This window comes from Acidovorax sp. 107, from assembly GCF_003058055.1.
Lineage (GTDB): Bacteria > Pseudomonadota > Gammaproteobacteria > Burkholderiales > Burkholderiaceae_C > Acidovorax.
In genome coordinates this window covers 3711192-3732461 of record NZ_QBTZ01000001.1, presented here as the reverse complement: position 1 = coordinate 3732461, position 21270 = coordinate 3711192, and the positions used below count along the sequence as shown (strand labels likewise).

The following is a 21270-nucleotide window of genomic DNA, read 5'->3' as shown; positions in this document are numbered from 1 at the left end:
GATGAAAAACACCCTTTTGCAGCCCGAAGGCTGGGTCACCCCCAAGGGCTACGCCAACGGCGTGGCCGCACGCGGCACGATGGTCTTTACTGGCGGCCAGATCGGCTGGAACGCGCAGCAGCAGTTCGAGAGTGACGACTTCATCGCCCAGACCAAGCAAACGCTGCTGAACGTGCGCGCGGTTCTGGAAGCCGGTGGCGCAGGCCCCGAGCATCTGGTGCGGCTGACCTGGTACGTGACCGACCGCAACGAATACAACAGCCGCTTGAAGGAGCTGGGCGCGGTCTACCGCGAGGTGCTGGGCAAGAACTTTCCGGCCATGGCCTGTGTGCAAGTGGCGGGGCTCATGGAAGAGCGCGCGAAGATCGAGATTGAAGCAACCGCTGTAATCCCGGACTGAGCCTTTCCAGCCACCGCTGCAGCGCTTGCCCGTACAAAATGAACGCCAGCGCCGCTCCAATCAACGGCAGCGCGGCAAACACCCAGCCCGTCAACAATTCGCCCCCCAGCGCCACGCCCACTAGCAAAGCAACCGCAGGGTTCACAAACGAATAGCTGCCTGCCAGCGCTGCGGAGGTGTTCTGCAGCAGCCACAGGTACGCATTGAGCGCTACCAGCGTGCCAAACACCAGCAGGTAGACCCACGCCGCCCACGACTTGGCGGTGACCTGGCCCAGGGCGCTCAAAGGCTCGAACCACAACGCCACCACCAGCCCCATGGCGCCCCCCGCAAACCACTGCGCGGCCGATGCCATGGCGGGCGCGGGCAGCGAAAGCTTGCGCGAGGCATACGAACCGACGCTCCAGGCCAGCGGCGCACCAAAGGCCAGCAGCGCGCCCAGCCAGGTGGCGGAGAAGTCACCTTCCAGCGCCAGCAGCAGTGCGCCCACCACGCCCAGAGCCAGGCCGATCCAGCTGGTGAACGGCACACGCTCGCCGCCCCAGCGCGACCACAACGCCAGCCACATGGGCATGGTGGTGACCACCGTAGCCATCAGGCCCGAGCCAATGCCGAGCTTTTGCGCAAAACCCATCAGATTCATGGCCAGAAACACCATGCAGCCGCCCACCACCGCCGAGTTGCGCCATTGCACCCACGTAGGCAATGCATGGCCTTGCCACAGCGCAATCAGCAGCATCACCCCCCCGGCACACAGAAAACGGATCGCATTCATCAGCAGTGGCGGCATGCTCTGCAGCGCAATACCAATGGCGAAATAGGTAGTACCCCAGACGATGTAGACCAACAGCAGTGCCATGGCCACCGCCCCTTTGCGCTGTGCGCGCACTTGCGCATTGAAAATTGCCGGCATATTCTTCACCTGACCGAATAATTTATGGAAACCGCGAGGTTTTCGGAATTTTTACCAAAAACGAGCGGTTATGCAAGCAAATATTCAGACAGATGACATGGACGCCAGAATTATTTCGGCACTGGGCGCTGATGGCCGACGTTCGTACGCCGACGTGGGGGCTGAAGTGGGGCTGTCCACCGCCGCTGTACACGAGCGCGTGAAGAAGCTGCTGGACAAGGGCGTGATCCGCCGGTTTTCGATCAGCGTGGACCCAGAGCGTGTGGGACTGAACTTCACCGCGTTTGTGGCGATCCGCAACGACGGTGGCATCCACTGCCGCGACGTGGCGCCCCGCCTGCGCGCCATGCCCCAGGTCGAAGAACTGCACAGCGTGGCGGGCGAATACGACTTTCTGGCCAAGATCCGCACCACACATGCCCGCGCGCTGGAAGACGTGATCTACGAGATCAAGGCCATCGCGGGCGTGGCCCGCACCACCAGCACGGTGGTGCTGAACACCGAGTTCGAGGACCGCCCGCTGGACCTGGGCTGGGTGAACGGCGACAAGGGCGGCTGACGCGAGGCGACCGCTCCAGCCCCGCCGCGCGGCTTTTTACGCCGCCACTGGGACAAGATCAGCCGCGCCGGCAACAGCTGCCGGGGCCTGCACCAGGCGCTGCACCAGCGCCATGTAGTAGCCCAGCGGTGGAGTGACCAGCCCCGGCACCTTGGCATGGTCGTCATAGCGACGCAGGCGGATGGCCTCTTGCGCAAAGGGCTGGGCCGCAAACTGCATCGCCTCTTTGGGCGTGAAGGGCCCGCCCTGCAGCACCAGACTGTGCTGCGATGCGGGCGAGAGAGTTTCCCAATACCCCGGCTCCATGGTGCACAGGTAGCGCTTGGCATCCACATGCAGGCGGATGGGCTCCAGCACCGCGTCGGACAGCAGGCCCCGCAGGAACGGAATGGCCATGTACTGGTGCAGATCGTCCTGCTCGGCCATGTCGCCCCCGGGCGCCAGCAGGTGGCCCAGGTCGTGCAGCAAAGCCGCTGCGACCGTCGCGGGGGTTTCGCCCGACTTTTCGGCCCACTGCGCGCACTGGAGCGCGTGCTCCAGCTGGCTGACCGCCTCGCGGCCGTACTGGTTCACGCCCCGGGTGGCGAGCAGGTGGGTGATGTCTTCAAGGCTCAATGCCATGGAATTTTCCTAAAAACTTAGAGCGGCTCACAACACTCAGCGAAGAGGTTCTGGCTAGGTGCTGCGTCGCGGGCAGTACGAGTAGTACGACAAGACGCGACAACAACGCCAGAAGAGTTTTGTTCGCCGCTCTCAGACCAAGGCCTTGCGGATGCGGGCGGACACCAGGTCGATCACGCTCACCGTGACCACGATGATGAGCATCACCGCACAGGTTTCGGCGTATTGAAAGCCGCGAATGATTTCCCACAGCACCACGCCAATGCCACCAGCGCCCACCATGCCCACGACCGAGGCCGAACGCACGTTGGCTTCAAAGCGGTACAGCGTGTACGAGATCCACAGCGGCATCACCTGTGGGATCACGCCATAGATGATCTCGTGCAGCGCGCTCGCGCCGGTGGAGCGGATGCCCTCCACGGGCTGCGGGTCGATGGCCTCCACGGCTTCAGAGAACAGCTTGGCCAGCGTGCCGGTGGTGTGGATCCACAGTGCCAGCACGCCGGCAAAAGGGCCCAGACCTACGGCCACCACGAAGAGCATGGCGAACACCATCTCGTTGATGGCGCGACATGCATCGAGCACGCGGCGCACCGGCTGGTTCACCCACCAAGGCGCAATGTTGGACGAGGCCAGCAGCGCCAACGGCACGGCCGTGACCACCGCAAGCGCCGTGCCCCACAGGGCGATCTGCAGCGTCACCAGCATCTCCTGCACGTAGATCGGCCACTGCGAGAAATTGGGCGGAAAGAACTCGGCCGCGTACTGGGCCATGTTGCCCGAGTCGCGGACGAGATCGAGCGGGCGCATGTCGGCGCCCTTCCACGAAGCGGCCAGCACCACGAGCAGGATGCCCCAGGAGAGGTACCAGGCGAGACTGCGCTTGGGCGCGGCAGTGCTCGCCAGGTTTGCGAGCGATGGGGTCAGTGCAGAAGACATGGTGGTGGCTGGCTGGACGCGCTGCTTGGCTGCCGGCTTACTTCAGGGACGCCAGCTGCTGGTCGATCTCGGCCAGGCGGGTCTTCTTGTCGGCATCGGCCAAGTTGGCGTCAGCCTCGATCTTGTTGCGCTTGCCGAACAGGTCCAGCTGGCGGATGGGCGTGAGCTGGGCGTTGGTCGAGGGCTTGAAGCCCGACAGCTTGGAGATCTTCATCACGATCTCCTTCTCACGCGCATCGGTCTTGGCGTAGTTGTAGAAGAAGTCGCGGATCTTGGTCTTGGTGGCCTCGGGCAGGTCCTTGCGCATGACCAGGGGGTCCAGGGCGATCAGCGGCGAGGTCCAGACGATCTTGATGTCCTTGAACTTCTCGGGCTGGCGTTCCTTGATCTTCTCCAGGTTCTCGCTGTTGTTGGTGGCCACATCCACCTGCTTGTTGGCCACGGCCAGCGCATTGGTCTCGTGGTTGGCACTGCGCGTGATCTTGAAGTGCGTCTTCGCGTCGATCTTGTTCTGTGCAAAAGCGTAGTAGCCCGGCACCAGGAAGCCCGAGGTGGAGTTGGGGTCACCATTGCCAAAGCTCAGCGACTTGCCGTTCTTGAGCACGTCGTCCAGGCTGGCCAGGGGGCTGTCCTTGTGCACGATGAGGTGCGAGTAGTAACCCTGGGTGCCGTCGGCATTGACCATCTGCGCGAAGACTTCGCCGTTGGCGCGGTCCACGGCTTCCATGGCCGACTTGTTGCCCAGCCAGGCCACCTGCATCTTGTTGAAGCGCATGGCCTCGATCAGGCCCGCGTAGTCGGACGCAAAAAAGGCGTTGATCTTCAGGCCCGTCTGCTTGGCCATGTCGTCCAACAGCGGCTGCCAGTCGGCCTTGAGGTTTTGAGAGGCCTCGGTCGAGATCATGCCGAAGTTGATGTCCTGGGCCAACGCGCCCGTGGTCAATCCCAGCCCGAGTGTCAGGGCAGCACACAGTTTCTTGAACATGTTGAAAGCTCCAGAGAAAGGAAATGAAGAGAACCGAATGACCGTTCAGGCGGCCTGCACCATGGCGGGCGACCACTGCGGCGCAGGCATGGGTGCATGCGCCGTTGCAGGGTGGGCGCTGGATGCATCCGAGAGGATTTCGTCGGCCTGCACGCCATACAGGCCCCGCAGCAATGCAGGCGTGAGGGCGGCCGAAGGGCCGTCGTATACCACCTGCCCATGGTGCAATGCCACCACGCGCGGGCAATATTTGATGGCCACATCCACCTGGTGCAGCGACACGATGACGGTGCAACGGTCTTCGCGGTTGATGCGGGCCAGGATGTCCATGACCTTGCGGGAGGATTCGGGGTCGAGCGAGGCAATGGGCTCATCGGCCAGCACCACCTTGGCGCCCTGCACCAGCGTGCGGGCAATGGCCGCGCGCTGCTGCTGCCCGCCCGACAGGGTGGACGCGCGCTGCGCATGGCACTCGGCAATGCCCACGCGGTGCAGCGCTTCGAGCGCCAGCGCACGCTCGTGCGGTTTGAACATGCGCAGCCAGCCGCGCCACCAGGGCGTGCGGTGCAGCAGACCTACCAGCACGTTCAACAGCACGGGCAAACGGTCCACCAGGTTGAACTGCTGAAACACAAAGCCCACCTGCGAACGCACCTTGCGGATGTCGCTGTGGATGCGCCCCGCCTGCTGCACGCAGCGGCCATCCACCTCGATCAGCGAATCGCTGGCCGCATCGGCCACCACCAGGCCCGCCACATGGCGCAGCAGGGTGGACTTGCCCGAGCCCGAGGCACCAATCAGCGCCACCATCTCGCCGCGCTGCACGGTGAGGTTGATGTCGCGCAGGGCGTGTTTTCCGTTGGCGAAATGCTTGTTCAGTTGGTGGATGTGCAGTGCGGCAGTCATGGCAGCCTCCTGGGGGTTAAGTCGTCTAGACAACCGGAGTGTGGTTGCTGGGCGTGACAGTGCTTTGACAGTTGGGAGAAGTTTGGATGTCAGGAAAGACCTGCACGCGCTCTACAGCACCCGCTGCCCTTCGCGCCACACCCCACGCACCACGGCTTGGCGGCCGCCATCGGGCAGCTCGGCCATGTGCACCTGCACCAGGTCCGCGCGCAGGCCGGGCGCGAGTGCACCCCGGTCCGCCATGCCCGCAGCCCGGGCCGGGTTGCGGGTGACGGTGGCCACGGCCTGCGGCAGGGGCAGGATGTCGTCCTGCACCAGCCGCATCACCGCGCTCAGCAGGCTGCCGGGCACGTAGTCCGACGAAAGGATGTCCAGCAAGCCCCGGCGTGCCAGATCGGCCGCCGCCACGTTGCCCGAGTGGGAGCCACCACGCACCACATTGGGCCCCCCCATCACGGTGAGCAAACCACGCTCATGTGCAGCCTGCGCTGCAGCCAGCGTGGTCGGGAACTCCGACATCGCGGCCCCTTCGGCATGGGCCTGCTCCACATGCGCCACCGTGGTGTCGTCGTGGCTGGCCAGCGAGATGCCGTGCGTGCGGCAGTAGTCCACGAAGTACGCACGGTGCGGCTCGGCATACTGCGCCTGCAGCGTGGCGGCGTGCGCCACCTGGCGCTCGAACTTCTCGGCGCTCCAGCCCTTCTTGCCGGTGTAGTAGGTACGCGCCTGCTCGATGTTCTCCCACTGGCGCTGGCCCGGGGTGTGGTCCATCAACGAGATCAGCGACAGGCGTGGATGGCCGTGAAACGGCTCGAACAAGTCGATGGTGTTGGGTGCCGGCAGCTCGCAGCGCACATGCAGGTGGTGGTCGGCGCGCAGCAGGTTGCGTTCCGTACAGGTGTCGATGGTGTCGAGCACGCGGTTCCAGGCGCTGCCGCGCAGGCTGTCCACATCGGCCTCGCCCACACCCAGCGCATCCAGCACCGTCGTGATGCCTGCGGCGGCAATCTCGGCGTCGTGCGCCAGCAGGGCAGGCATCTCGGCCCATTGCACCTTGGGGCGTGGCATGAGGTGGCGCTCGAAATTGTCGGTGTGGATTTCGACCAGCCCGGGCAGCAGGTAGTCGCCCCCCAGGTCGATGCCCTGCAGGGCCGCGGTGGCGCCGCTGTCCAGCGACGCAATGCGCCCGCCCTCCACCTGCAGGCTGCCCAACACCACTTCGCCCGGCAGCACCATGCGGGCGTTCTTGAACACGGTTGCGGTCATGCCGATGCTCCCCGAAAATCGCCGACGTTCACGCGGCGCGTGGCCACGGCGGTCCCCACCTGCGCGTCGTGAAAAATGCCCACCAGGGCCGCGCCGCGCGCCACGGCTTCGCGGATCAGGGTGATCACGGTCTCGGTGTTGGCCACGTCGAGCGACGCGGTGGGCTCGTCCAGCAGCAACAGCGGCTTGGGCTTGATCATGTTGCGGGCGATGTTGATGCGCTGCTGCTCCCCGCCCGAGAACGTGGCGGGCGGCAGGTGCCACAGCCGTTCGGGGATGCGCAGGCGGGTCAGCCACTGGCGGGCGGCCTCGCGTGCGGCCTCGATGCCCGCAGGGTCGTCGCCCGCGTCTTCGGCCAGCGGCTCTGCCACCACATCCAGCGCCGACACGCGTGGAATGACCCGCAGGAATTGGCTCACGTAGCCCACGGTGTCGCGCCGCAGCTGCACCAGCGCACGCGGCGCGGCCTGCGTCACGTCCACCATGGTGCCATCGGCCGAGCGCACGGTGATGCGGCCCGCATTGGCGCGGTAGTTGGCATAGATCATCTTGAGCAGCGTGCTCTTGCCCATGCCCGAAGGGCCGTCAAGCACCACACACTCGCCCGGCTGCACGACCAGGTCCACGTGGGCAAGCACGGGCAGTTCGATGCCGTTCTGGTGGTGCAGGGTGAAGCGCTTGGCCACCCCTTGCATCTGGAGGATGGGCGCAATGGAAGAGGGATTCATGGCTGCAGTACCGAAGAAACGAGGAGCTGGGTGTAAGGGTGTTGTGGGTCGTCGAGCACCTGATCGGTCAGGCCCGCCTCGACCACACGGCCGCGCTGCATGACCACCATGCGGTGCGCCAGCAGGCGTGCCACGGCCAGGTCGTGTGTGACCACAATGGCGGCCAACTGCATCTGCCGCGTGAGCTGGCGCAGCAGGTCCAACAGGCGCGCCTGCACCGATACATCGAGGCCCGAGGTGGGCTCGTCCATGAACACCAGGCGAGGCTGGGTGACCAGGTTGCGGGCGATTTGCAGGCGCTGGCGCATGCCGCCCGAAAACGTGCGCGGTGCATCGTCGATGCGTGCGGCATCAATCTCCACGCGCTGCAGCCATTCCGTGGCCGTGGCGCGCAGGCGGCCGTAGTGGCGCTCGCCCAGCCCCATCAGGCGCTCGCCCACGTTGGCACCGGCGGACACATCTATGCGCAGGCCGTCCGCCGCGTTCTGGTGCACAAAGCCCCAGTCGGTGCGGGCCAGCAGGCGCTGCTGGGCTTCGGTCATGGCGTAGATGTCCTGCAGCTCGCCGCTGCGCTGGCGGAACTGCACGGTGCCTTCGTCCGGGGCGCTGCGCGCCGCGATGGCGTTGAGCAGCGTGGATTTGCCGGAGCCCGACTCGCCCACCACGGCCAGCACCTCGCCGGGCCACAGGTCAAAGGACGCGCCTTGCAGCGCCACGCGGTCGCCATAGCGCTTGCTGACGTTGCGCACGCTCAGCAGCGGCGCAGCGGGTTCGGTGTGGTTCATGGGAGGTTCTCGACGACAAAGCTCAGGCCATGCTGTGCAAAGCCCAGGGATTCATAAAACGCATGCGCGCCCTTGCGGCGGGCGTTGGACGAGAGCGCTAGCTTGTAGCAGCCCGCCTCGCGCGCCTGCTGCATGGCGTGGGCCATCATCTGGCGGCCAATGCCACGGCCCTGCTGGTCCTGCGCCACCACCACGTCTTCCACGATGGCCGAGGGCGTCCCCCGGTGCGCCAGGTTGTGCATGACGAGCAGTGCATAGGTGCCCACCACCGCGCCGTGCTGCGCGGGGTCGCAGGCCACCCACAGGCGGTAGCTGGGGTAGCGCGCAAACTGGGCCCACACGGTCTGGGCGTCTTCCAGCGTCAGCACATCGGCAGGGCTGTCTTCAATGGCGGCATACAGCGCCAGCACGCTCTCCAGGTCTGCCTGCCGGGCTTCGCGGATGTGCACGGTGCTCATGCAGAACCGCCTTCCACCTGCACGGTTTCGGCTTGCCGTGCCTGACGTTCCTGGCAGTAGTCCGAGTCAGAACACACATGCATGCGCCCACCCTGGTCGTCGGTGATGACCTCGTCCAAAAAGCTGTCGGTGGCGCCGCACAAAGCACAGGCGGCGTCCCAGCGTTGCACCTCGAACGGGTGGTCCTCAAAGCCCAGGCTCTCCACCGGCGTGTAGGGCGGCACGGCGTAGATGCGCTTTTCGCGGCCCGCGCCAAACAGCTGCAGCGCGGGGTTCATGTGCATCTTGGGGTTGTCGAACTTGGGGATGGGCGACGGTGCCATCACATAGCGGCCGTTGACCAGCACGGGATAGTCGTAGGTGGTGGCAATGTGGCCGTAGCGCGCGATGTCTTCGTAAAGCTTGACGTGCATGAGCCCGTACTCGGCCAGGCCATGCAGGGTGCGCGTTTCGGTCTCGCGCGGCTCCAGGCGCTGCATGGGCTCGGGCACCGGCACCTGGTAGACGATGACCTGGCCTTCGGCCAGTGGCGTTTCGGGGATGCGGTGGCGCGTCTGGATCAGCGTGGCCTCGCGCGTGCGGGTAGTGGTGGCCACAGCCGTGGTGCGTTCGAAGAAGCGGCGGATGTTGACGGCGTTGACCGTGTCGTCCGATCCCTGGTCGATGACCTTGAGGCAGTCCTCTGGGCCGATGATGGACGCGGTGACCTGGATGCCGCCCGTGCCCCAGCCATAGGGCAGTGGCATTTCGCGCGAGCCAAAGGGTACCTGGTAGCCAGGGATCGCCACCGCCTTGAGGATAGCGCGGCGGATCATGCGCTTGGTGCGCTCGTCCAGGTACGCAAAGTTGAAGTGGCCGTCTACCGGTGCGGCGTCGGCGGGCAGGCCCATCACGGCGGGTTCCATGGGCGCGTTCATGCGGCGTCCTCCTCGGCGGGGGTGGTGGGGTGGGCGGCAGCGGCGCGCATCTTGCGCACCAGCTCCAGTTCGGACTGAAAGTCCACGTAGTGCGGCAGCTTCAAGTGCTGCACGAAGCCCGAGGCCTCCAGGCTGTCGCTGTGGCCCAGCACAAATTCCTGCATCTGCGCGGGCGATTCCACCGGCTCGCCCAGTTCATCGGCACGCAGGGCGCGGTCCACCAGGCTCATGGCCATGGCCTTGCGCTCGCTGTGGCCGAATGCCAGGCCGTAGCCGCGCGTGAACTGCGGCGGCTGGCTCTTGCTGCCGGCAAACTGGTTCACCATCTCGCACTCGGTGATCTCGATGTCGCCGATGTCGATGGCAAAGCCCAGCTCTTCTGGCACGATCTCCACCGCCACCGAGCCCAGGCGCACCTCGCCCACAAAAGGGTGCGAGTGCGAGTAGCCACGTTGCGTGGAATACGCCATGGCGAGCAGGAACCCTTCGTCGCCGCGCGCCAGGTTTTGCAGGCGCGTGGCCCGGTTGGCGGGGAAGCGCAGCGGCTCGCGGGTCAGGTCCGTGGGGACCGGGTCGCCCGGGGGCACGGGGCGGGTTTCGATCAGCCCTTCCTGGTTGAGCAGGTCCACCACACGCGGCGTGGGGCCGGGTGGCACCGCAGCGGCCGCAGCTGCCGCAACCGCAGACGGCGCCAGCGGGCCTTCGGCCAGCAGCTTGAAGTCCAGTAGGCGCTGCGTGTAGTCGTAGGTAGGGCCCAGCACCTGGCCACCGGGCAGGTCCTTGAAGGTGGCGGAGATGCGCCGGTCCAGCGCCATGCGGCTGGTGTCCAGCGGGCAGGTGGTGCCCAGGCGCGGCAGCGTGGCGCGGTAGGCGCGCAGCAAGAAGATCGCTTCCACCAGGTCGCCCGCTGCCTGCTTGATGGCGAGCGCGGCGAGTTCGGGGTCATACACCGAGCCCTCGGTCATGACCCGGTCCACGGCCAGTTTGAGCTGCTGGCGGATCTGCGCCACCGAGAGTTCGGGCTGCGCGGCATCGCCCCGACGCTGGCGGGCCAGCAGCTGGTAGCTGTTGAGAATGGCGGCTTCTCCGCCTTTGACGGCTACGTACATGCTCAGGCCTCCTGAAGTGCAGTGGCACCGCGCGCTGCCCGCGTGGTACGTGGCAGGCCCACGATGTGGTCTGGAGTGGCCAGCAGCAGATCCACACCGCGTGGAAACACTGCGTGGTTGGCTGCCCAGTGAGTCTCGAAGTCCTCGGGCAAACCATCCACCTGCAAAGCCGCCACGTCCTGGATACCGGGGCCGCGCAAGTGCCATGCATCACTCACGTCCTCCGTAGTGGCGGCGGCACGCGATACATCGATCACGCAGGTCGCGGATTGGTCGGGGTAGATGTCAGTACCCAGAGCGAGACTGTCCAGGGGCGGTACTACGTCGCCCTGAGCCACCCACACAAAGCGGGCCTGCGCGGCATCAGCCACCAACGTGCACCCCGTGTGAAAGCGCAGCCAGGCACCTGCATCACTGGCCGCAAGCCTTGGCGAGAGCCACAGCATGCAGTCGCTGTCGAGCAGCGCAAGCAGCACGGCCGCCGATGCGGCATGCCCCACGGCGGGCGTCTGCGCGTCGTGTTCCACGGCCACCGTGCGACCGGGGTGCGACAGCGCCTGCAGCACGGCGCGGAACACCGCCTGGCTGCCGAAGGCTTCGTTCGAGAATCCGGCACCCAGGGATGCCAAAGGGGTCACTGGGGTCATCGGGGCCGCGCTCATTCGGTGTCCTCGTCGTTGTCGGCGCCGCTCTCTCGGGCCACGGTAAAGAAGTCCACCTTGGTGCTGGCAGCACGCGCCTGGCGCTCGGCCTGGGTGGTGCGCAGGTGGGCGCGGATGGGTTCCAGCAGCTGGGCGTCCAGCACCGGTTGTTGTGCAGGGTCTTGCAGCAGCGCATCGGCCAGCGCGGCCAGCTGCACCTGGCGGTGCGACCGGCCCAGCACGTAGGCCACGCCCACTGTGGCCTCGGTAGCGTCCGATGTATCGGCCACGCGCAGCGCGCAGCGGGTGACGGTGACCTCACCCAGGTTGAAGCGCTCGCCCGTGCCACCAGCGCGGCCCTGCACCATCATCAGGCCGGTCTCGGGCGCACGCAGCCAGCGCGCGGGGCGCGTGGCATGCTCGTGCAAGGCAGATTCGAGCAGCCCCAGCGGCGCCCGGGCCAGCAGCGCCATCCACTGCGCGCGGCCCAGGGGGCGGTCCGGTCCCGGGTTGTCAAAGGCTTGAAACATGGAAGTGGTACCCTGAAAGTTGTATAGACAAATTGAACAACTGGCGCCAGCTTAAAGAGCGCGCATGTAGGTTTCATGACAGCCAGCACCACCTCTCTCACGACCTCGTTACAGGCCCCGCAAGCACCACTGCGCTCCACACGCGACAGCTTCTGGACACGCATCGCCGCCGAGCTGGCCGAGGCCATCGGCAGCGGCGTCTATCCGCCGGGCCAGCGCTTGCCCTCGGAACACGCGTTGGCCGAGCAGTTTGGCGTGAACCGCCACACCATCCGCCGCTCGCTCGCCAGCCTGTGCAGCCAGGGCCTGGTGCGCATCACGCAGGGCAGCGGCACCTATGTGGAAGACTTTGCAGTGGACCTGGTGCTGGGCAAGCGCACGCGCCACCAGCAGGGCCTGGCGCAGGCAGGGCTGCGTGGCAGCCTGGTGGTGCTGCAGGCCCAGACCACACGCGCCACAGCGGCGCTGGCCAAGGCGCTGCAGGTGCCCGCGCGCAGCCCACTGCTGGCGCTGCGCGTGCGGGGCGACGCCGAGGGCCAGCCCCTGCACATCAGCGAGCGCTACTTTCCCCTGCCGCGCTTCGAAAATCTGGCGGCCGTGGTGCGCGAGACGGGCTCCATCACCGCAGGCTTCACCGCCCATGGCGTGGCCGACTACACCCGCCGCGAAAGCCGCATCACCGCCGAGCTGCCCAACGCCGAAGTGGCCGCCCAGCTGCGCCAGCCCACGTCACGCCCCGTGCTGCAGGTAGAGAGCCTGAACGTGGACCTGGAAGGCACGCCCATCGAATGGGCGCGCGCCTGGTTTGCCGGCGACCGCGTGAAACTGACCATTGACCACAATGAACACACCTGACATGCCACCCACCCACCACCGCTATGCGGTCTATTTCGCACCCAACCCGGGCAGCCTGGGCTGGCTGGCGGGCAGCCACTGGCTGGGGCGCTGCGCTGCGCTGCTGCAACCGCTGCAGCAGCTAGCCATCGACGGCGTGGCGGCCGACACACTGCACCGCCTGACGGCGGCGCCCCGCCGCTACGGCTGGCACGCCACGCTCAAGGCGCCGTTTGCGCTGGCCCCCGGCACCGACTGGATCACGTTGCACCAGGCCGTGCAGGAAGTGGCACGCGGGCTGCAACCCTTTGTGCTGCCGCCGCTGCAGGTGCAACGCATCGACGACTTTCTGGCGCTGGTGCCCCCGGCGTTGCACCCCGCCAATGCGCAGATCCAGGAGACCGCCGCCACCTGCGTGACGGCACTGCAGCCCTTGGCCGCACCCTTGTCCGACGCCGACCTGGCCCGGCGCCGCGCAGCGGGGCTTACCGCACGGCAAGATGCTTTGCTGCAGCAATGGGGCTACCCGTTTGTGCTGGACGAGTTCCGCTTTCACATGTCGCTCACCAGCAGCCTGGCACAGGTGGACGCACCCACACAGTCGCTGGTTTTCGAGGCCGCGCAGGAATTTTTCTCTGACCTGCCCATCCTCAAGTTCAACAGCCTGGCTTTGTTTGCGGAGCCCACGCCCGGCGCGGACTTTGTGTTGCTGGACCACCTGGAGATGGGCGCATGACCACCGGTCGGCTGGTCTACTGCATGGGCCCCTCGGGAGCGGGCAAGGACAGCCTGCTGGACTGGCTGCGCGCCCACCTGCCCCAGCCCTGCCCCGCGCACTGGGCGCAGCGCACCATCAGCCGTGCCGCCACGTCCGGTGGCGAAGCCCATGACAGCGTTTCGCCCGCAGCGTTTTCAGCCCTGTGCAGCGAACACGCGTTTGCCCTGCACTGGCAGGCCAACGGCCTGGGTTACGGCGTAAGACATGCGCAACTGGCGCCGCTGGCGCGGGGCCACTGGGTGCTGCTCAATGGCTCGCGCGCCTACCTGACTGAGGCCCTGGCGCGGTTCCCGGACCTGGTGGCCGTGCACATCACGGCCAGCCCGCAGGTGCTGCGCGAGCGCCTGCTGTCGCGCGGCCGCGAGACCCGCGAAGAGGTGGAGGCACGGGTTCAGCGCGCGCTGGCCTACACGCCGCCCCCGGGAGCTGCCAGCCTGGAGGTGCACAACGACGGCGCTCTGGGCGACGCAGGCCAGCGGCTGCTGAACGCGCTGGAAAATTTGCCGGGCTGGCCCCGGCGCAGTGGCAAACTTTCGCCCATCGCTCCCATCCTTTCCAGCACGCCATGACCACCATCACGATTTATCACAACCCGAAGTGCGGCACGTCCCGCAACACCCTCGCCATGATCCGCAACAGCGGCGTTGAACCCGAGGTCATTGAATACCTGAAAACCCCACCCGACCGCGCCACGCTGGTGGCGCTGATTGCCGCCACGGGCGAGCCCGTGATCAACGCCGTGCGCACCAAGGAAGCGATCTTCACTGAGCTGCAGCTGGACGCACCAGGCGTCACCGACGCGCAGCTCATCGACGCGATGCTGCAGCATCCCATCCTCATCAACCGCCCCATCGTGGTCACGCCCCTGGGCACTCGGCTATGCCGCCCGTCCGAGAAGGTGCTGGACATCCTGCCCGCGCCGCAGCAAGGCGGGTTCACCAAGGAAGATGGCGAGGTCGTCATCAACGCGCAGGGCCAGCGTGCTTGAGGCCACCCCACACCCCCAGGCCGTAGCGCACCGCGCGGCATGAACGCCGCCTCGCAACGCTGGACCGTAGCGCGCCTGGGCACGGCCCAGACGCTGGCCTGGGCCTCGTCCTATTACCTGCCCGCCATGCTGGCCGCGCCCATGGCGCGCGACCTGGGCGTGGCCACGCCCACGGTGTTCGCGGCATTTTCGGTGGCGCTCATCGTGTCGGCGCTGCTCGGGCCCTTCGCAGGCCGCGCCATCGACCGCCATGGTGGCCGCCCGGTGCTGGTGGGCACCAACCTGTTGTTTGCCGCCAGCCTGGCGGGCATGGCGCTGGCGCGAGGCCCAGTGGGCCTGTTTGCTGCCTGGGTGCTGATGGGCGTGGCCATGGGGTCGGGCCTGTACGAGGCCGCGTTTGCCACGCTGGTACGCCTGTACGGCCAGGGCGCACGCGGCGCGATCACCGGCATCACGCTGATTGCCGGGTTTGCCAGCACCGTGGGCTGGCCGCTGTCGGCCTGGATGGAGACGCAGTGGGGCTGGCGCGGCGCGTGTGCGAGCTGGGCGGCACTGCACTTGCTGGTGGGCGTGCCGCTCAACGGCTGGCTGCCGCGCGCCGACACTGCAAAGAAACCGCCCCCACCTTCGGCGGATGAACCTGTGGCGGCCACCTCGGAACCGGCGGCACCCTCCCCGCCCACTGCCGCCCACCCGCTGCGCACCACCGTGCTGCTGTCCTTTGTGTTTGCCGTCACCTGGTTCACCAGCACCGCCATGGCGGCCCACCTGCCGCGCCTGCTGCAAGCCAGCGGCACATCGCTGCAGGCAGCTGTGGCCCTGGCCGCGCTGGTGGGCCCGGCCCAGGTGGCAGCGCGCCTGCTGGAGTTTGGCTTGCTGCGACGCCTGCACCCGCTGCTGTCTGCCCAGCTGGCCGCCGCCGCACACCCCGTTGGCGCGGGCCTGCTGATGGTGCTAGGCGGGCCTGCGGCAGCGGTGTTTGCCCTGCTGCACGGCGCGGGCAACGGCATCCTGACCATTGCCAAGGGCACGCTGCCGCTGGTGCTGTTTGGCCCTGCAGGCTACGGCGCGCGCCAGGGCCTGATGATGGTGCCCGCCCGTGTGGCGCAGGCGTTTGCGCCGGTGTTGTTTGGCATGGCGCTGGACCGCACTGGCGCCGCCGCCCTGTGGCTCACCACACTGCTGGGCCTGGCCGCACTGGCCGCGCTGTGGTTGCTGCGGCCTGTGGCGCGGGCCTGAACGATCAGCCGCGCGGCACCACAAACGCCTTGCGCGCCGCCAGCGCTGCGGGGCGCGAATGGCAGCCTTCCAGGTGGTCGTTCACTAGCCCCATGGCCTGCATGAAGGCGTACACCGTGGTGGGGCCCACAAAACTCCAGCCGCGCTTTTTCAGGTCCTTGGACATGGCGATGGATGCGGCCGAAGTGGACAGGGTGCGCGCCACTTCGCGCGTGATGCGCTCTGGCCGGTCGGTGGCGGCGGGCTCGTAGCGCCAGGCGTAGTGCGCCAGCGAGCCGAACTCGCGCCGCAACTCCAGCACACGGCGCGCGTTGTTGATGGTGGATTCGATCTTGCCCCGGTGGCGCACGATGGCCGCGTCCTGCACCAGGCGCTCAACCTCGGCCGGGCCGAAGGCCGCGACCTGCTCCGCATCGAAGTTCGCGAACGCTGCGCGAAAGCCCTCGCGCTTGTTCAGGATGGTGAGCCAGCTCAGGCCCGACTGAAAACCCTCCAGGCAGATCTTCTCGAACAGCCGGCGGTCGTCCGCCACCGGGAAGCCCCACTCGGTGTCGTGGTAGTGGCGGTACAGCGGCGTGGCCTGGCACCAGGTGCAACGTGGGCAACCGGCTTCGTCAGCAAACAGGCCGTCGGCCAGTGCAGGTGGGCGAGCAGGATCGGGAGCGGTCGGAGGGGTCATGCGCGGCATTCTAGAAACCACCACAGCCAGGCTGCTGACAGGGCGAACGCAGAGGGGCCGATCTGCCCATAAACTGCGCTGCATGCGCCAGCCACTTTCCCGACTGCGGATCACTTTCAGCCTGATGTTGTGCCTGGTGCTGGCCGGCTGCGCCAGCACCACCGGCCCTTCCAACGCGTGGGGCTATTACTGGCAGTCGCTGCGCGGGCACATGAAGATCATGCATGCCGCAGAACCCATTGACGACTGGGTGGCGCGCAAAGACATCTCTCCCGCACTGCGCGAGCGGCTGCAGCTCGCGCAACGTGCGCGGGCCTTTGCGGTCACAGAACTCGGCCTGCCCGACAACGCCAGCTACCGCCGCTATGCCGACCTCAAACGCCCCGCCGCCGTGTGGAACGTGGTCGCCGCACCCCCCTTTTCGCTGACGCTGCACACCTGGTGCTTTCCGGTCACGGGCTGCATCGGCTACCGGGGCTACTTCACCGAGGCCGCAGCGCAGGCCGAGGCCGCCGAGCTGGCCGCGCAGGGCCTGGAGGTGGAGGTGTACGGCGTGCCCGCGTACTCCACCTTGGGCTACATGAACTGGGCGGGCGGCGACCCGCTGCTGTCCACCTTCATCGCCTGGCCCGAGGGCGACTTTGTGCGCCTGCTGTTCCACGAGCTGGCGCACCAGGTGGTCTATGCCAAAGACGACACCTTGTTCAACGAATCCTTCGCCACGGCGGTGGAGCGCGTCGGCGTGGCGCAGTGGCTGGCCACGCAGTCCACCCCCGCCGTGCGCGAGGCCTATGCCACCAGCGAAGCGCGGCGCGGCGCCTTCCGCGCGCTCACCCGCGCCACACGCGCCCAACTGGCCGCCATATATGAGCAAAAAGAGGCCTCTGCGCTCGATGAGCAAGCCCTTTTAGCTATCAAAACAGAAGCAATGCAGCGTTTCCGCGCAGACTACGCAGCGCTGCGCGAGCGCTGGCTCAGCCCAACTGGCGGTGGTGCGCCCCAGGCCTCCACCGCCCAGGTGGCGGGCTACGACCGCTGGGTGGCCCAGGCCAACAACGCCAGTTTTGCGGCCCAGGCCGCCTACGATGAACTGGTGCCCGCATTCGAGGCCTTGTTTGAACGTGAGGGCCGCGACTGGCCCCGGTTTTATGATGCCGTACGACAGCTGACGCAGCAGCCCCAGCCGCAACGCCGCGCGGCCTTGCGCGCCCTGCTGCCCGCCCCCCAAACGCCCTAAGGAGACACTCCATGCCCGACATCCACATCCACCGCGACCACCATCTGGGCTTTGCCGAAGCCCGCAAGGTCGCGTTCTCCTGGGCCGAGAAGGCCGAAGAGAAATTCGACATGGAATGCACCTATGAAGAAGGCGACACCGAAGACCTGCTGACCTTTACCCGCACGGGCGTCAAAGGCACGCTGCTGGTGGATGCCCACCAGTTCGAGATGAAGGCACAGCTGGGCTTTTTGCTGGGCGCGTTCAAGGACCGCATCGAGGCCGAGATTGGCGAACAGCTGGACGCACTGCTCAATGCGCCACACCCCGGCACCAAGAAGCCCGCCGCCGACAAGAAGAAACACGCGTCAGATGCAGATACCGGCAAGCCCGCCCCCAAGGCCGCGGCGAAACCCGCCGCGAAGGCCAAGAAGGCCTAGCCACCAGGGCCACCGCCATGACATCCCCTGCGAACGAGGCCACCGCCCACAGCCCGGCGTTTGACACCCTCTCTACGCTGCTCCACACCCGCTACAGCTGCCGCGCCTTTCTGCCCGAGCCGCTGCCGCGCAGCACCATCGAAGCCGTCCTGGCCACCGCACAGCGCACGGCCTCGTGGTGCAACGCGCAACCCTGGCAACTCATCATCGCCAGCGGCGCCACGCTGGAGCGTCTGCGCAGCGCCCTGCAGTCCCACATGCTCGCCGCAGCGCCCCAGCCCGACCTGCCCTGGCCGCGCGAGTACCAGGGCGTGTACCAGGAGCGGCGGCGCGAATGTGGCTGGGGCCTGTACGAAGCCCTGGGCATTGCCAAGGGCGACCGCGAAGCTTCGGCGCGCCAGGCGGCGCAGAACTTCACTATGTTTGGCGCACCACATGTGGCCATCGTCACCAGCGACGAGGCCCTGGGCGTGTACGGAGCGGTGGACTGCGGCGCGTATGTGAGCAGCTTCATGCTGGCCGCGCACAGCCTGGGCGTGGGCTCCATCGCACAGGCCGCGCTTGCGTCCTACCCGGGCGTGCTGCGCGAGGAGCTGGGCATTGGCGACGACCGCAGCATCGTCTGTGGCATTTCATTCGGCGTGGCAGACCCCGCCCACGCGGCCAACCATTTCCGTACCACGCGCGCCGACCCGGCCAGCAGCGTGGTGTGGCGTGATTGAGAAGGTTTGACCGAGCGGCGTCAGGCCGCAGCGCGCAGCAAGGGTTGACGCTCGCGCAGCAACCCAAACAGGTTCTTGGGGTCGGACAGCTGGGGGATGAGTTCGATGGGCTGGCCCATGCCCAGCTCGGCCGCCGTGTCGCGCAAGAAGCGCAGCGCAGAAAAGTCCTCCAGCGCAAAGCCCACGGAGTCGAACACCGTCACTGCGGCATCGCTCGCGCGCCCGCCGTGCTGGCCCGCCAGCACCTCCCACAGCTCTGTCACCGCAAAGTCAGGCGGCAGCTGCTGGATGTCGCCTTCGATGCGCGTCTGCGGCGCGTATTCCACAAACACCTGGGCCCGACGCAACACGTCGGCATGCAGCTCGGTCTTGCCGGGGCAGTCGCCGCCCACCGCGTTGATGTGCATGCCGGGGGCGAGCATGTCGGGCGTAAGGATGGTGGCGTTGGTTTTGTCAGCCGTCACCGTGGTCACGATGTCGGCGCCACGCACGGCCTCGGCCGTGCTGGTGCAGGCCACGGTGCGCAGGCCCGTCATGCCTTGCAGGTTGGCCTGCAGCTTGGCTGTCGCGGCCGGGTCCGTGTCAAAAAGCCGCAGGGTGGTTATGCCCAGCAGGTGGTGAAACGCCAGCGCCTGGAACTCGCTCTGTGCACCGTTGCCAATCAGCGCCATGGTGCGGGCACCGGGGCGGGCCAAGGCCCGTGCGGCCACGGCCGACATTGCAGCGGTGCGCAGCGCGGTGGTGAGGGTGAGTTCGCTCAGCAGCAGCGGCGCGCCCGTGGCCACATCGGCCAGCACGCCAAACGCCATCACCGTGGACAACCCCCAGCGCGTGTTCTTGGGGTGGCCGTTGACGTACTTGAACGCATAGGTCTGGTCGTCTGCAATCGGCATGAGTTCGATCACACCGTCGCGCGAGTGGCTCGCCACCCGTGCCGATTTGTCGAACATGCCCCACCGCAGGAAGTCAGCCTGGATGTAGTCGGCGATACCGCGCAGGCAGGGCTCGACGCCCTTGTGCTGCACCAAAGCGATCACATCGGGGGCGCTGAGGTACAGGGTGGAAAAGTGCGGGGGGGTAGCCATGGTGTTTGTCTCCAGATACGACTGAATGTGTCTCCAGGCAGTGTCCCGAAGCACCAAAACAATAGGAATCGCCCAAACTGCCGCTTATTGCAGTGCTGTTTGCCGGTATGACAGCCGAAATTGCCACTTTGCTCAAAAGCACCAAGGCAGCTCCCGGCGCCGTCCAAGCGCTATCCTCTGCGGCTTGATTCGCCCCGCACCATGACGCCCCCAGAAATCCTCATCAGCGAAGTCGGCCCACGGGACGGCCTGCAGTCCGTACAGGCCACCATGCCCACCGCCCACAAGCTGCGCTGGATCGACGCGCTGGTGGCTGCGGGCCTGCGCGAGATCGAAGTCGGCTCGTTCGTGCCCGCCCGCCTGCTGCCCCAGATGGCCGATGTGGCCGAGGTGGTGCGACACGCCCTCACCCACCCCGACGTCACCGTGATGGCGCTGGCGCCCAACCTGCGCGGCGCCGAGGCCGCGCTGGCGGCAGGGGTGCACAAGGTCACCCTGCCGGTATCGGCCAGCGCCGCCCATTCGCTGGCCAATGTGCGCAAGACACGCGAGGCCATGGTCGAAGAGGTGCGTGCCGTGGCGCAGCTGCGCGACGCGCAGGCGCCCGGCGTGCTGGTGGAGGTGGGGCTGTCCACCGCCTTTGGCTGCACGCTGCAGGGCGTGGTGCCCGAGGACGATGTGATCTGGCTCGCCGGCCTGTGTGCCGAGGCGGGTGCCGACGAGGTGGGCTTGTCGGACACCACCGGCATGGCCAACCCGGCCCAGGTGCGCCGCCTGTTCACGCGCCTGCGCGCCGAGCTGGGTGCCAATGCCGGAGCGGCCCACATGCACAACACCCGGGGCCTGGGCCTGGCCAACTGCCTGGCGGCCTACGACGTGGGAGTCCGCACCTTTGATGCGTCGCTGGGCGGTCTGGGTGGCTGCCCCTATGCGCCGGGCGCGTCCGGCAACGTGGTGACCGAAGACCTGGTGTTCATGTTCGAGGCCATGGACATCACCACAGGAGTGGACCTGGAGCGCCTGATGGCCGCACGCGCGCCGCTGCAGGCGGGGCTGCCGGGCGAGCCGGTCTACGGCATGACGCCGGAAGCAGGGCTGCCCAAGGGGTGGGTTCAGCGTTAGACCGCCGTTGCCTCCAAAGAAAAAGGCGACCTTGGTCGCCTTTTTCTTTGGAGAGACCCGCCGTATCAGCTCAGCGAGGTGATCAGGTCCACATACTGCTGCTTGGCTTCATCGGCGCCCGTGCCCTTGAGCTTTTCCCAGGCGTCCCACTTGGCGCGGCCCACCATGTCGGAGAAGCTGGGCTTCTTCTCGGTGTTGTCGCCGGCGGTGGCTTGCTTGTACAGCGCATAGATCTTGAGCAGCGTGGCGTTGTCGGGACGCTCGCTCAGGTTCTTGGAATTGGCCACAGCGGCTTCGAAGGTGGCGTTGAGGTCGGCCATGTCAGTGTGCTCCTGGGAATGTTTGGGGGGAGGGAAAAAACGGTGTCGGCAAGGGTTTGCTGCGTTGTATCTTACGGGCTGAGCATGGCC

The 21270-nt window shown here is 66.9% G+C and carries 27 protein-coding genes; 11 read left to right on the top strand and 16 right to left on the bottom strand.

Translation table 11 applies throughout. The features are described 5' to 3' along the window. The first annotated feature begins 1 nt into the window (after position 1). Positions 2 to 400 (top strand): RidA family protein, encoded by a 399-nt coding sequence (locus C8C99_RS17425; protein ID WP_015012337.1) that lies wholly within the window; start codon positions 2 to 4, stop codon positions 398 to 400. On the opposite strand, the gene C8C99_RS17420 is transcribed toward C8C99_RS17425, so the two are convergent. After that, complete coding sequence (locus tag C8C99_RS17420; protein WP_056647472.1) at positions 345 to 1313, bottom strand: EamA family transporter; 969 nt, start codon at positions 1311 to 1313, stop codon at positions 345 to 347. The genes C8C99_RS17425 and C8C99_RS17420 overlap by 56 nt on opposite strands. A 97-nt stretch (positions 1314 to 1410) precedes the next feature. On the opposite strand from C8C99_RS17420, the gene C8C99_RS17415 reads away from it, so the two are divergent. After that, positions 1411 to 1872 (top strand): Lrp/AsnC family transcriptional regulator, encoded by a 462-nt coding sequence (locus tag C8C99_RS17415; protein WP_056647474.1) that lies wholly within the window; start codon positions 1411 to 1413, stop codon positions 1870 to 1872. A gap of 36 nt (positions 1873 to 1908) precedes the next feature. Here the strand turns inward: C8C99_RS17415 and C8C99_RS17410 are convergent, their stop codons facing one another. The 12 genes from C8C99_RS17410 to phnG form a co-directional block, all read right to left on the bottom strand. Next, the gene (locus C8C99_RS17410; RefSeq protein WP_108626426.1) at positions 1909 to 2493 is read right to left on the bottom strand and encodes a phosphonate degradation HD-domain oxygenase; all 585 of its coding nucleotides are present in this window, start codon (positions 2491 to 2493) and stop codon (positions 1909 to 1911) included. Between the two features lie 132 nt (positions 2494 to 2625). Then, positions 2626 to 3432, bottom strand: coding sequence for a phosphonate ABC transporter, permease protein PhnE (gene phnE, locus C8C99_RS17405; protein ID WP_056647480.1), 807 nt, complete (start codon positions 3430 to 3432; stop codon positions 2626 to 2628). Between the two features lie 37 nt (positions 3433 to 3469). After that, the gene (gene phnD / locus C8C99_RS17400; RefSeq protein WP_056647482.1) at positions 3470 to 4417 is read right to left on the bottom strand and encodes a phosphonate ABC transporter substrate-binding protein; all 948 of its coding nucleotides are present in this window, start codon (positions 4415 to 4417) and stop codon (positions 3470 to 3472) included. Positions 4418 to 4462: 45 nt separating this feature from the next. Further along, positions 4463 to 5323, bottom strand: coding sequence for a phosphonate ABC transporter ATP-binding protein (gene phnC / locus C8C99_RS17395; protein ID WP_056647485.1), 861 nt, complete (start codon positions 5321 to 5323; stop codon positions 4463 to 4465). Positions 5324 to 5434: 111 nt separating this feature from the next. Continuing rightward, positions 5435 to 6589, bottom strand: coding sequence for an alpha-D-ribose 1-methylphosphonate 5-triphosphate diphosphatase (locus C8C99_RS17390; protein WP_108626425.1), 1155 nt, complete (start codon positions 6587 to 6589; stop codon positions 5435 to 5437). Continuing rightward, complete coding sequence (phnL, locus tag C8C99_RS17385) at positions 6586 to 7317, bottom strand: phosphonate C-P lyase system protein PhnL (protein WP_108626424.1); 732 nt, start codon at positions 7315 to 7317, stop codon at positions 6586 to 6588. Before phnL ends, C8C99_RS17390 begins: the two co-directional genes overlap by 4 nt. Beyond that, positions 7314 to 8102 carry a phosphonate C-P lyase system protein PhnK gene (phnK, locus tag C8C99_RS17380; protein WP_108626423.1) on the bottom strand — a complete coding sequence of 263 codons (789 nt, stop codon included), beginning with the start codon at positions 8100 to 8102 and terminating at the stop codon, positions 7314 to 7316. The genes phnL and phnK overlap by 4 nt, the downstream gene beginning before the upstream one ends. Beyond that, a complete protein-coding gene (locus C8C99_RS17375; RefSeq protein WP_056647498.1) occupies positions 8099 to 8560 on the bottom strand; it encodes a GNAT family N-acetyltransferase in 462 nt (153 codons plus the stop codon). The genes phnK and C8C99_RS17375 overlap by 4 nt, the downstream gene beginning before the upstream one ends. Then, a complete protein-coding gene (locus C8C99_RS17370; protein WP_056647502.1) occupies positions 8557 to 9477 on the bottom strand; it encodes an alpha-D-ribose 1-methylphosphonate 5-phosphate C-P-lyase PhnJ in 921 nt (306 codons plus the stop codon). The genes C8C99_RS17375 and C8C99_RS17370 overlap by 4 nt, the downstream gene beginning before the upstream one ends. After that, complete coding sequence (locus tag C8C99_RS17365; protein ID WP_056647505.1) at positions 9474 to 10586, bottom strand: carbon-phosphorus lyase complex subunit PhnI; 1113 nt, start codon at positions 10584 to 10586, stop codon at positions 9474 to 9476. Before C8C99_RS17365 ends, C8C99_RS17370 begins: the two co-directional genes overlap by 4 nt. 2 nt (positions 10587 to 10588) lie before the next feature. Then, positions 10589 to 11248, bottom strand: coding sequence for a phosphonate C-P lyase system protein PhnH (gene phnH / locus C8C99_RS17360; RefSeq protein WP_233247255.1), 660 nt, complete (start codon positions 11246 to 11248; stop codon positions 10589 to 10591). Then, positions 11245 to 11757 carry a phosphonate C-P lyase system protein PhnG gene (gene phnG, locus C8C99_RS17355; RefSeq protein WP_056647511.1) on the bottom strand — a complete coding sequence of 171 codons (513 nt, stop codon included), beginning with the start codon at positions 11755 to 11757 and terminating at the stop codon, positions 11245 to 11247. The genes phnH and phnG overlap by 4 nt, the downstream gene beginning before the upstream one ends. A gap of 75 nt (positions 11758 to 11832) precedes the next feature. Between phnG and phnF the strand changes: the two genes are divergently transcribed. Genes phnF through C8C99_RS17330 form a run of 5 tightly spaced genes read left to right on the top strand, consistent with a single transcriptional unit; the run spans position 11833 to position 15596 of the window. Then, complete coding sequence (gene phnF, locus C8C99_RS17350) at positions 11833 to 12612, top strand: phosphonate metabolism transcriptional regulator PhnF (RefSeq protein WP_056647514.1); 780 nt, start codon at positions 11833 to 11835, stop codon at positions 12610 to 12612. After that, a complete protein-coding gene (locus C8C99_RS17345) occupies positions 12599 to 13327 on the top strand; it encodes a DUF1045 domain-containing protein (RefSeq protein WP_056647517.1) in 729 nt (242 codons plus the stop codon). The genes phnF and C8C99_RS17345 overlap by 14 nt, the downstream gene beginning before the upstream one ends. Beyond that, complete coding sequence (phnN, locus tag C8C99_RS17340) at positions 13324 to 13938, top strand: phosphonate metabolism protein/1,5-bisphosphokinase (PRPP-forming) PhnN (RefSeq protein WP_108626422.1); 615 nt, start codon at positions 13324 to 13326, stop codon at positions 13936 to 13938. The genes C8C99_RS17345 and phnN overlap by 4 nt, the downstream gene beginning before the upstream one ends. Continuing rightward, on the top strand, positions 13935 to 14357 hold the full coding sequence (gene arsC, locus C8C99_RS17335; RefSeq protein WP_056647522.1) for an arsenate reductase (glutaredoxin): 423 nt from the start codon (positions 13935 to 13937) through the stop codon (positions 14355 to 14357). Before phnN ends, arsC begins: the two co-directional genes overlap by 4 nt. 39 nt (positions 14358 to 14396) lie before the next feature. Further along, complete coding sequence (locus C8C99_RS17330; protein ID WP_108626421.1) at positions 14397 to 15596, top strand: MFS transporter; 1200 nt, start codon at positions 14397 to 14399, stop codon at positions 15594 to 15596. Between the two features lie 4 nt (positions 15597 to 15600). Here the strand turns inward: C8C99_RS17330 and C8C99_RS17325 are convergent, their stop codons facing one another. After that, the gene (locus C8C99_RS17325; protein WP_108626420.1) at positions 15601 to 16275 is read right to left on the bottom strand and encodes a DNA-3-methyladenine glycosylase I; all 675 of its coding nucleotides are present in this window, start codon (positions 16273 to 16275) and stop codon (positions 15601 to 15603) included. A gap of 82 nt (positions 16276 to 16357) precedes the next feature. On the opposite strand from C8C99_RS17325, the gene C8C99_RS17320 reads away from it, so the two are divergent. The 3 genes from C8C99_RS17320 to C8C99_RS17310 are packed head-to-tail and all read left to right on the top strand — an operon-like array spanning position 16358 to position 18653. After that, positions 16358 to 17512: an aminopeptidase gene (locus tag C8C99_RS17320; protein ID WP_108626419.1), complete on the top strand. Its 1155-nt coding sequence runs from the start codon at positions 16358 to 16360 to the stop codon at positions 17510 to 17512. A gap of 11 nt (positions 17513 to 17523) precedes the next feature. Then, positions 17524 to 17931, top strand: a complete 408-nt coding sequence (locus tag C8C99_RS17315; protein WP_108626418.1) for a polyhydroxyalkanoic acid system family protein — start codon at positions 17524 to 17526, stop codon at positions 17929 to 17931. 17 nt (positions 17932 to 17948) lie between these two features. Beyond that, entirely contained in the window at positions 17949 to 18653 is a 705-nt protein-coding gene (locus C8C99_RS17310) for a nitroreductase (RefSeq protein WP_108626417.1), read from the top strand. Positions 18654 to 18673: 20 nt separating this feature from the next. On the opposite strand, the gene C8C99_RS17305 is transcribed toward C8C99_RS17310, so the two are convergent. After that, a complete protein-coding gene (locus tag C8C99_RS17305) occupies positions 18674 to 19738 on the bottom strand; it encodes an ornithine cyclodeaminase (RefSeq protein WP_108626416.1) in 1065 nt (354 codons plus the stop codon). Positions 19739 to 19939: 201 nt separating this feature from the next. On the opposite strand from C8C99_RS17305, the gene C8C99_RS17300 reads away from it, so the two are divergent. Then, positions 19940 to 20860, top strand: coding sequence for a hydroxymethylglutaryl-CoA lyase (locus C8C99_RS17300; RefSeq protein ID WP_108626415.1), 921 nt, complete (start codon positions 19940 to 19942; stop codon positions 20858 to 20860). A gap of 65 nt (positions 20861 to 20925) precedes the next feature. Here C8C99_RS17300 and C8C99_RS17295 read toward each other — a convergent pair whose 3' ends face one another. Next, positions 20926 to 21180: an acyl-CoA-binding protein gene (locus C8C99_RS17295; protein ID WP_055397012.1), complete on the bottom strand. Its 255-nt coding sequence runs from the start codon at positions 21178 to 21180 to the stop codon at positions 20926 to 20928. Positions 21181 to 21270: the final 90 nt, after the last annotated feature.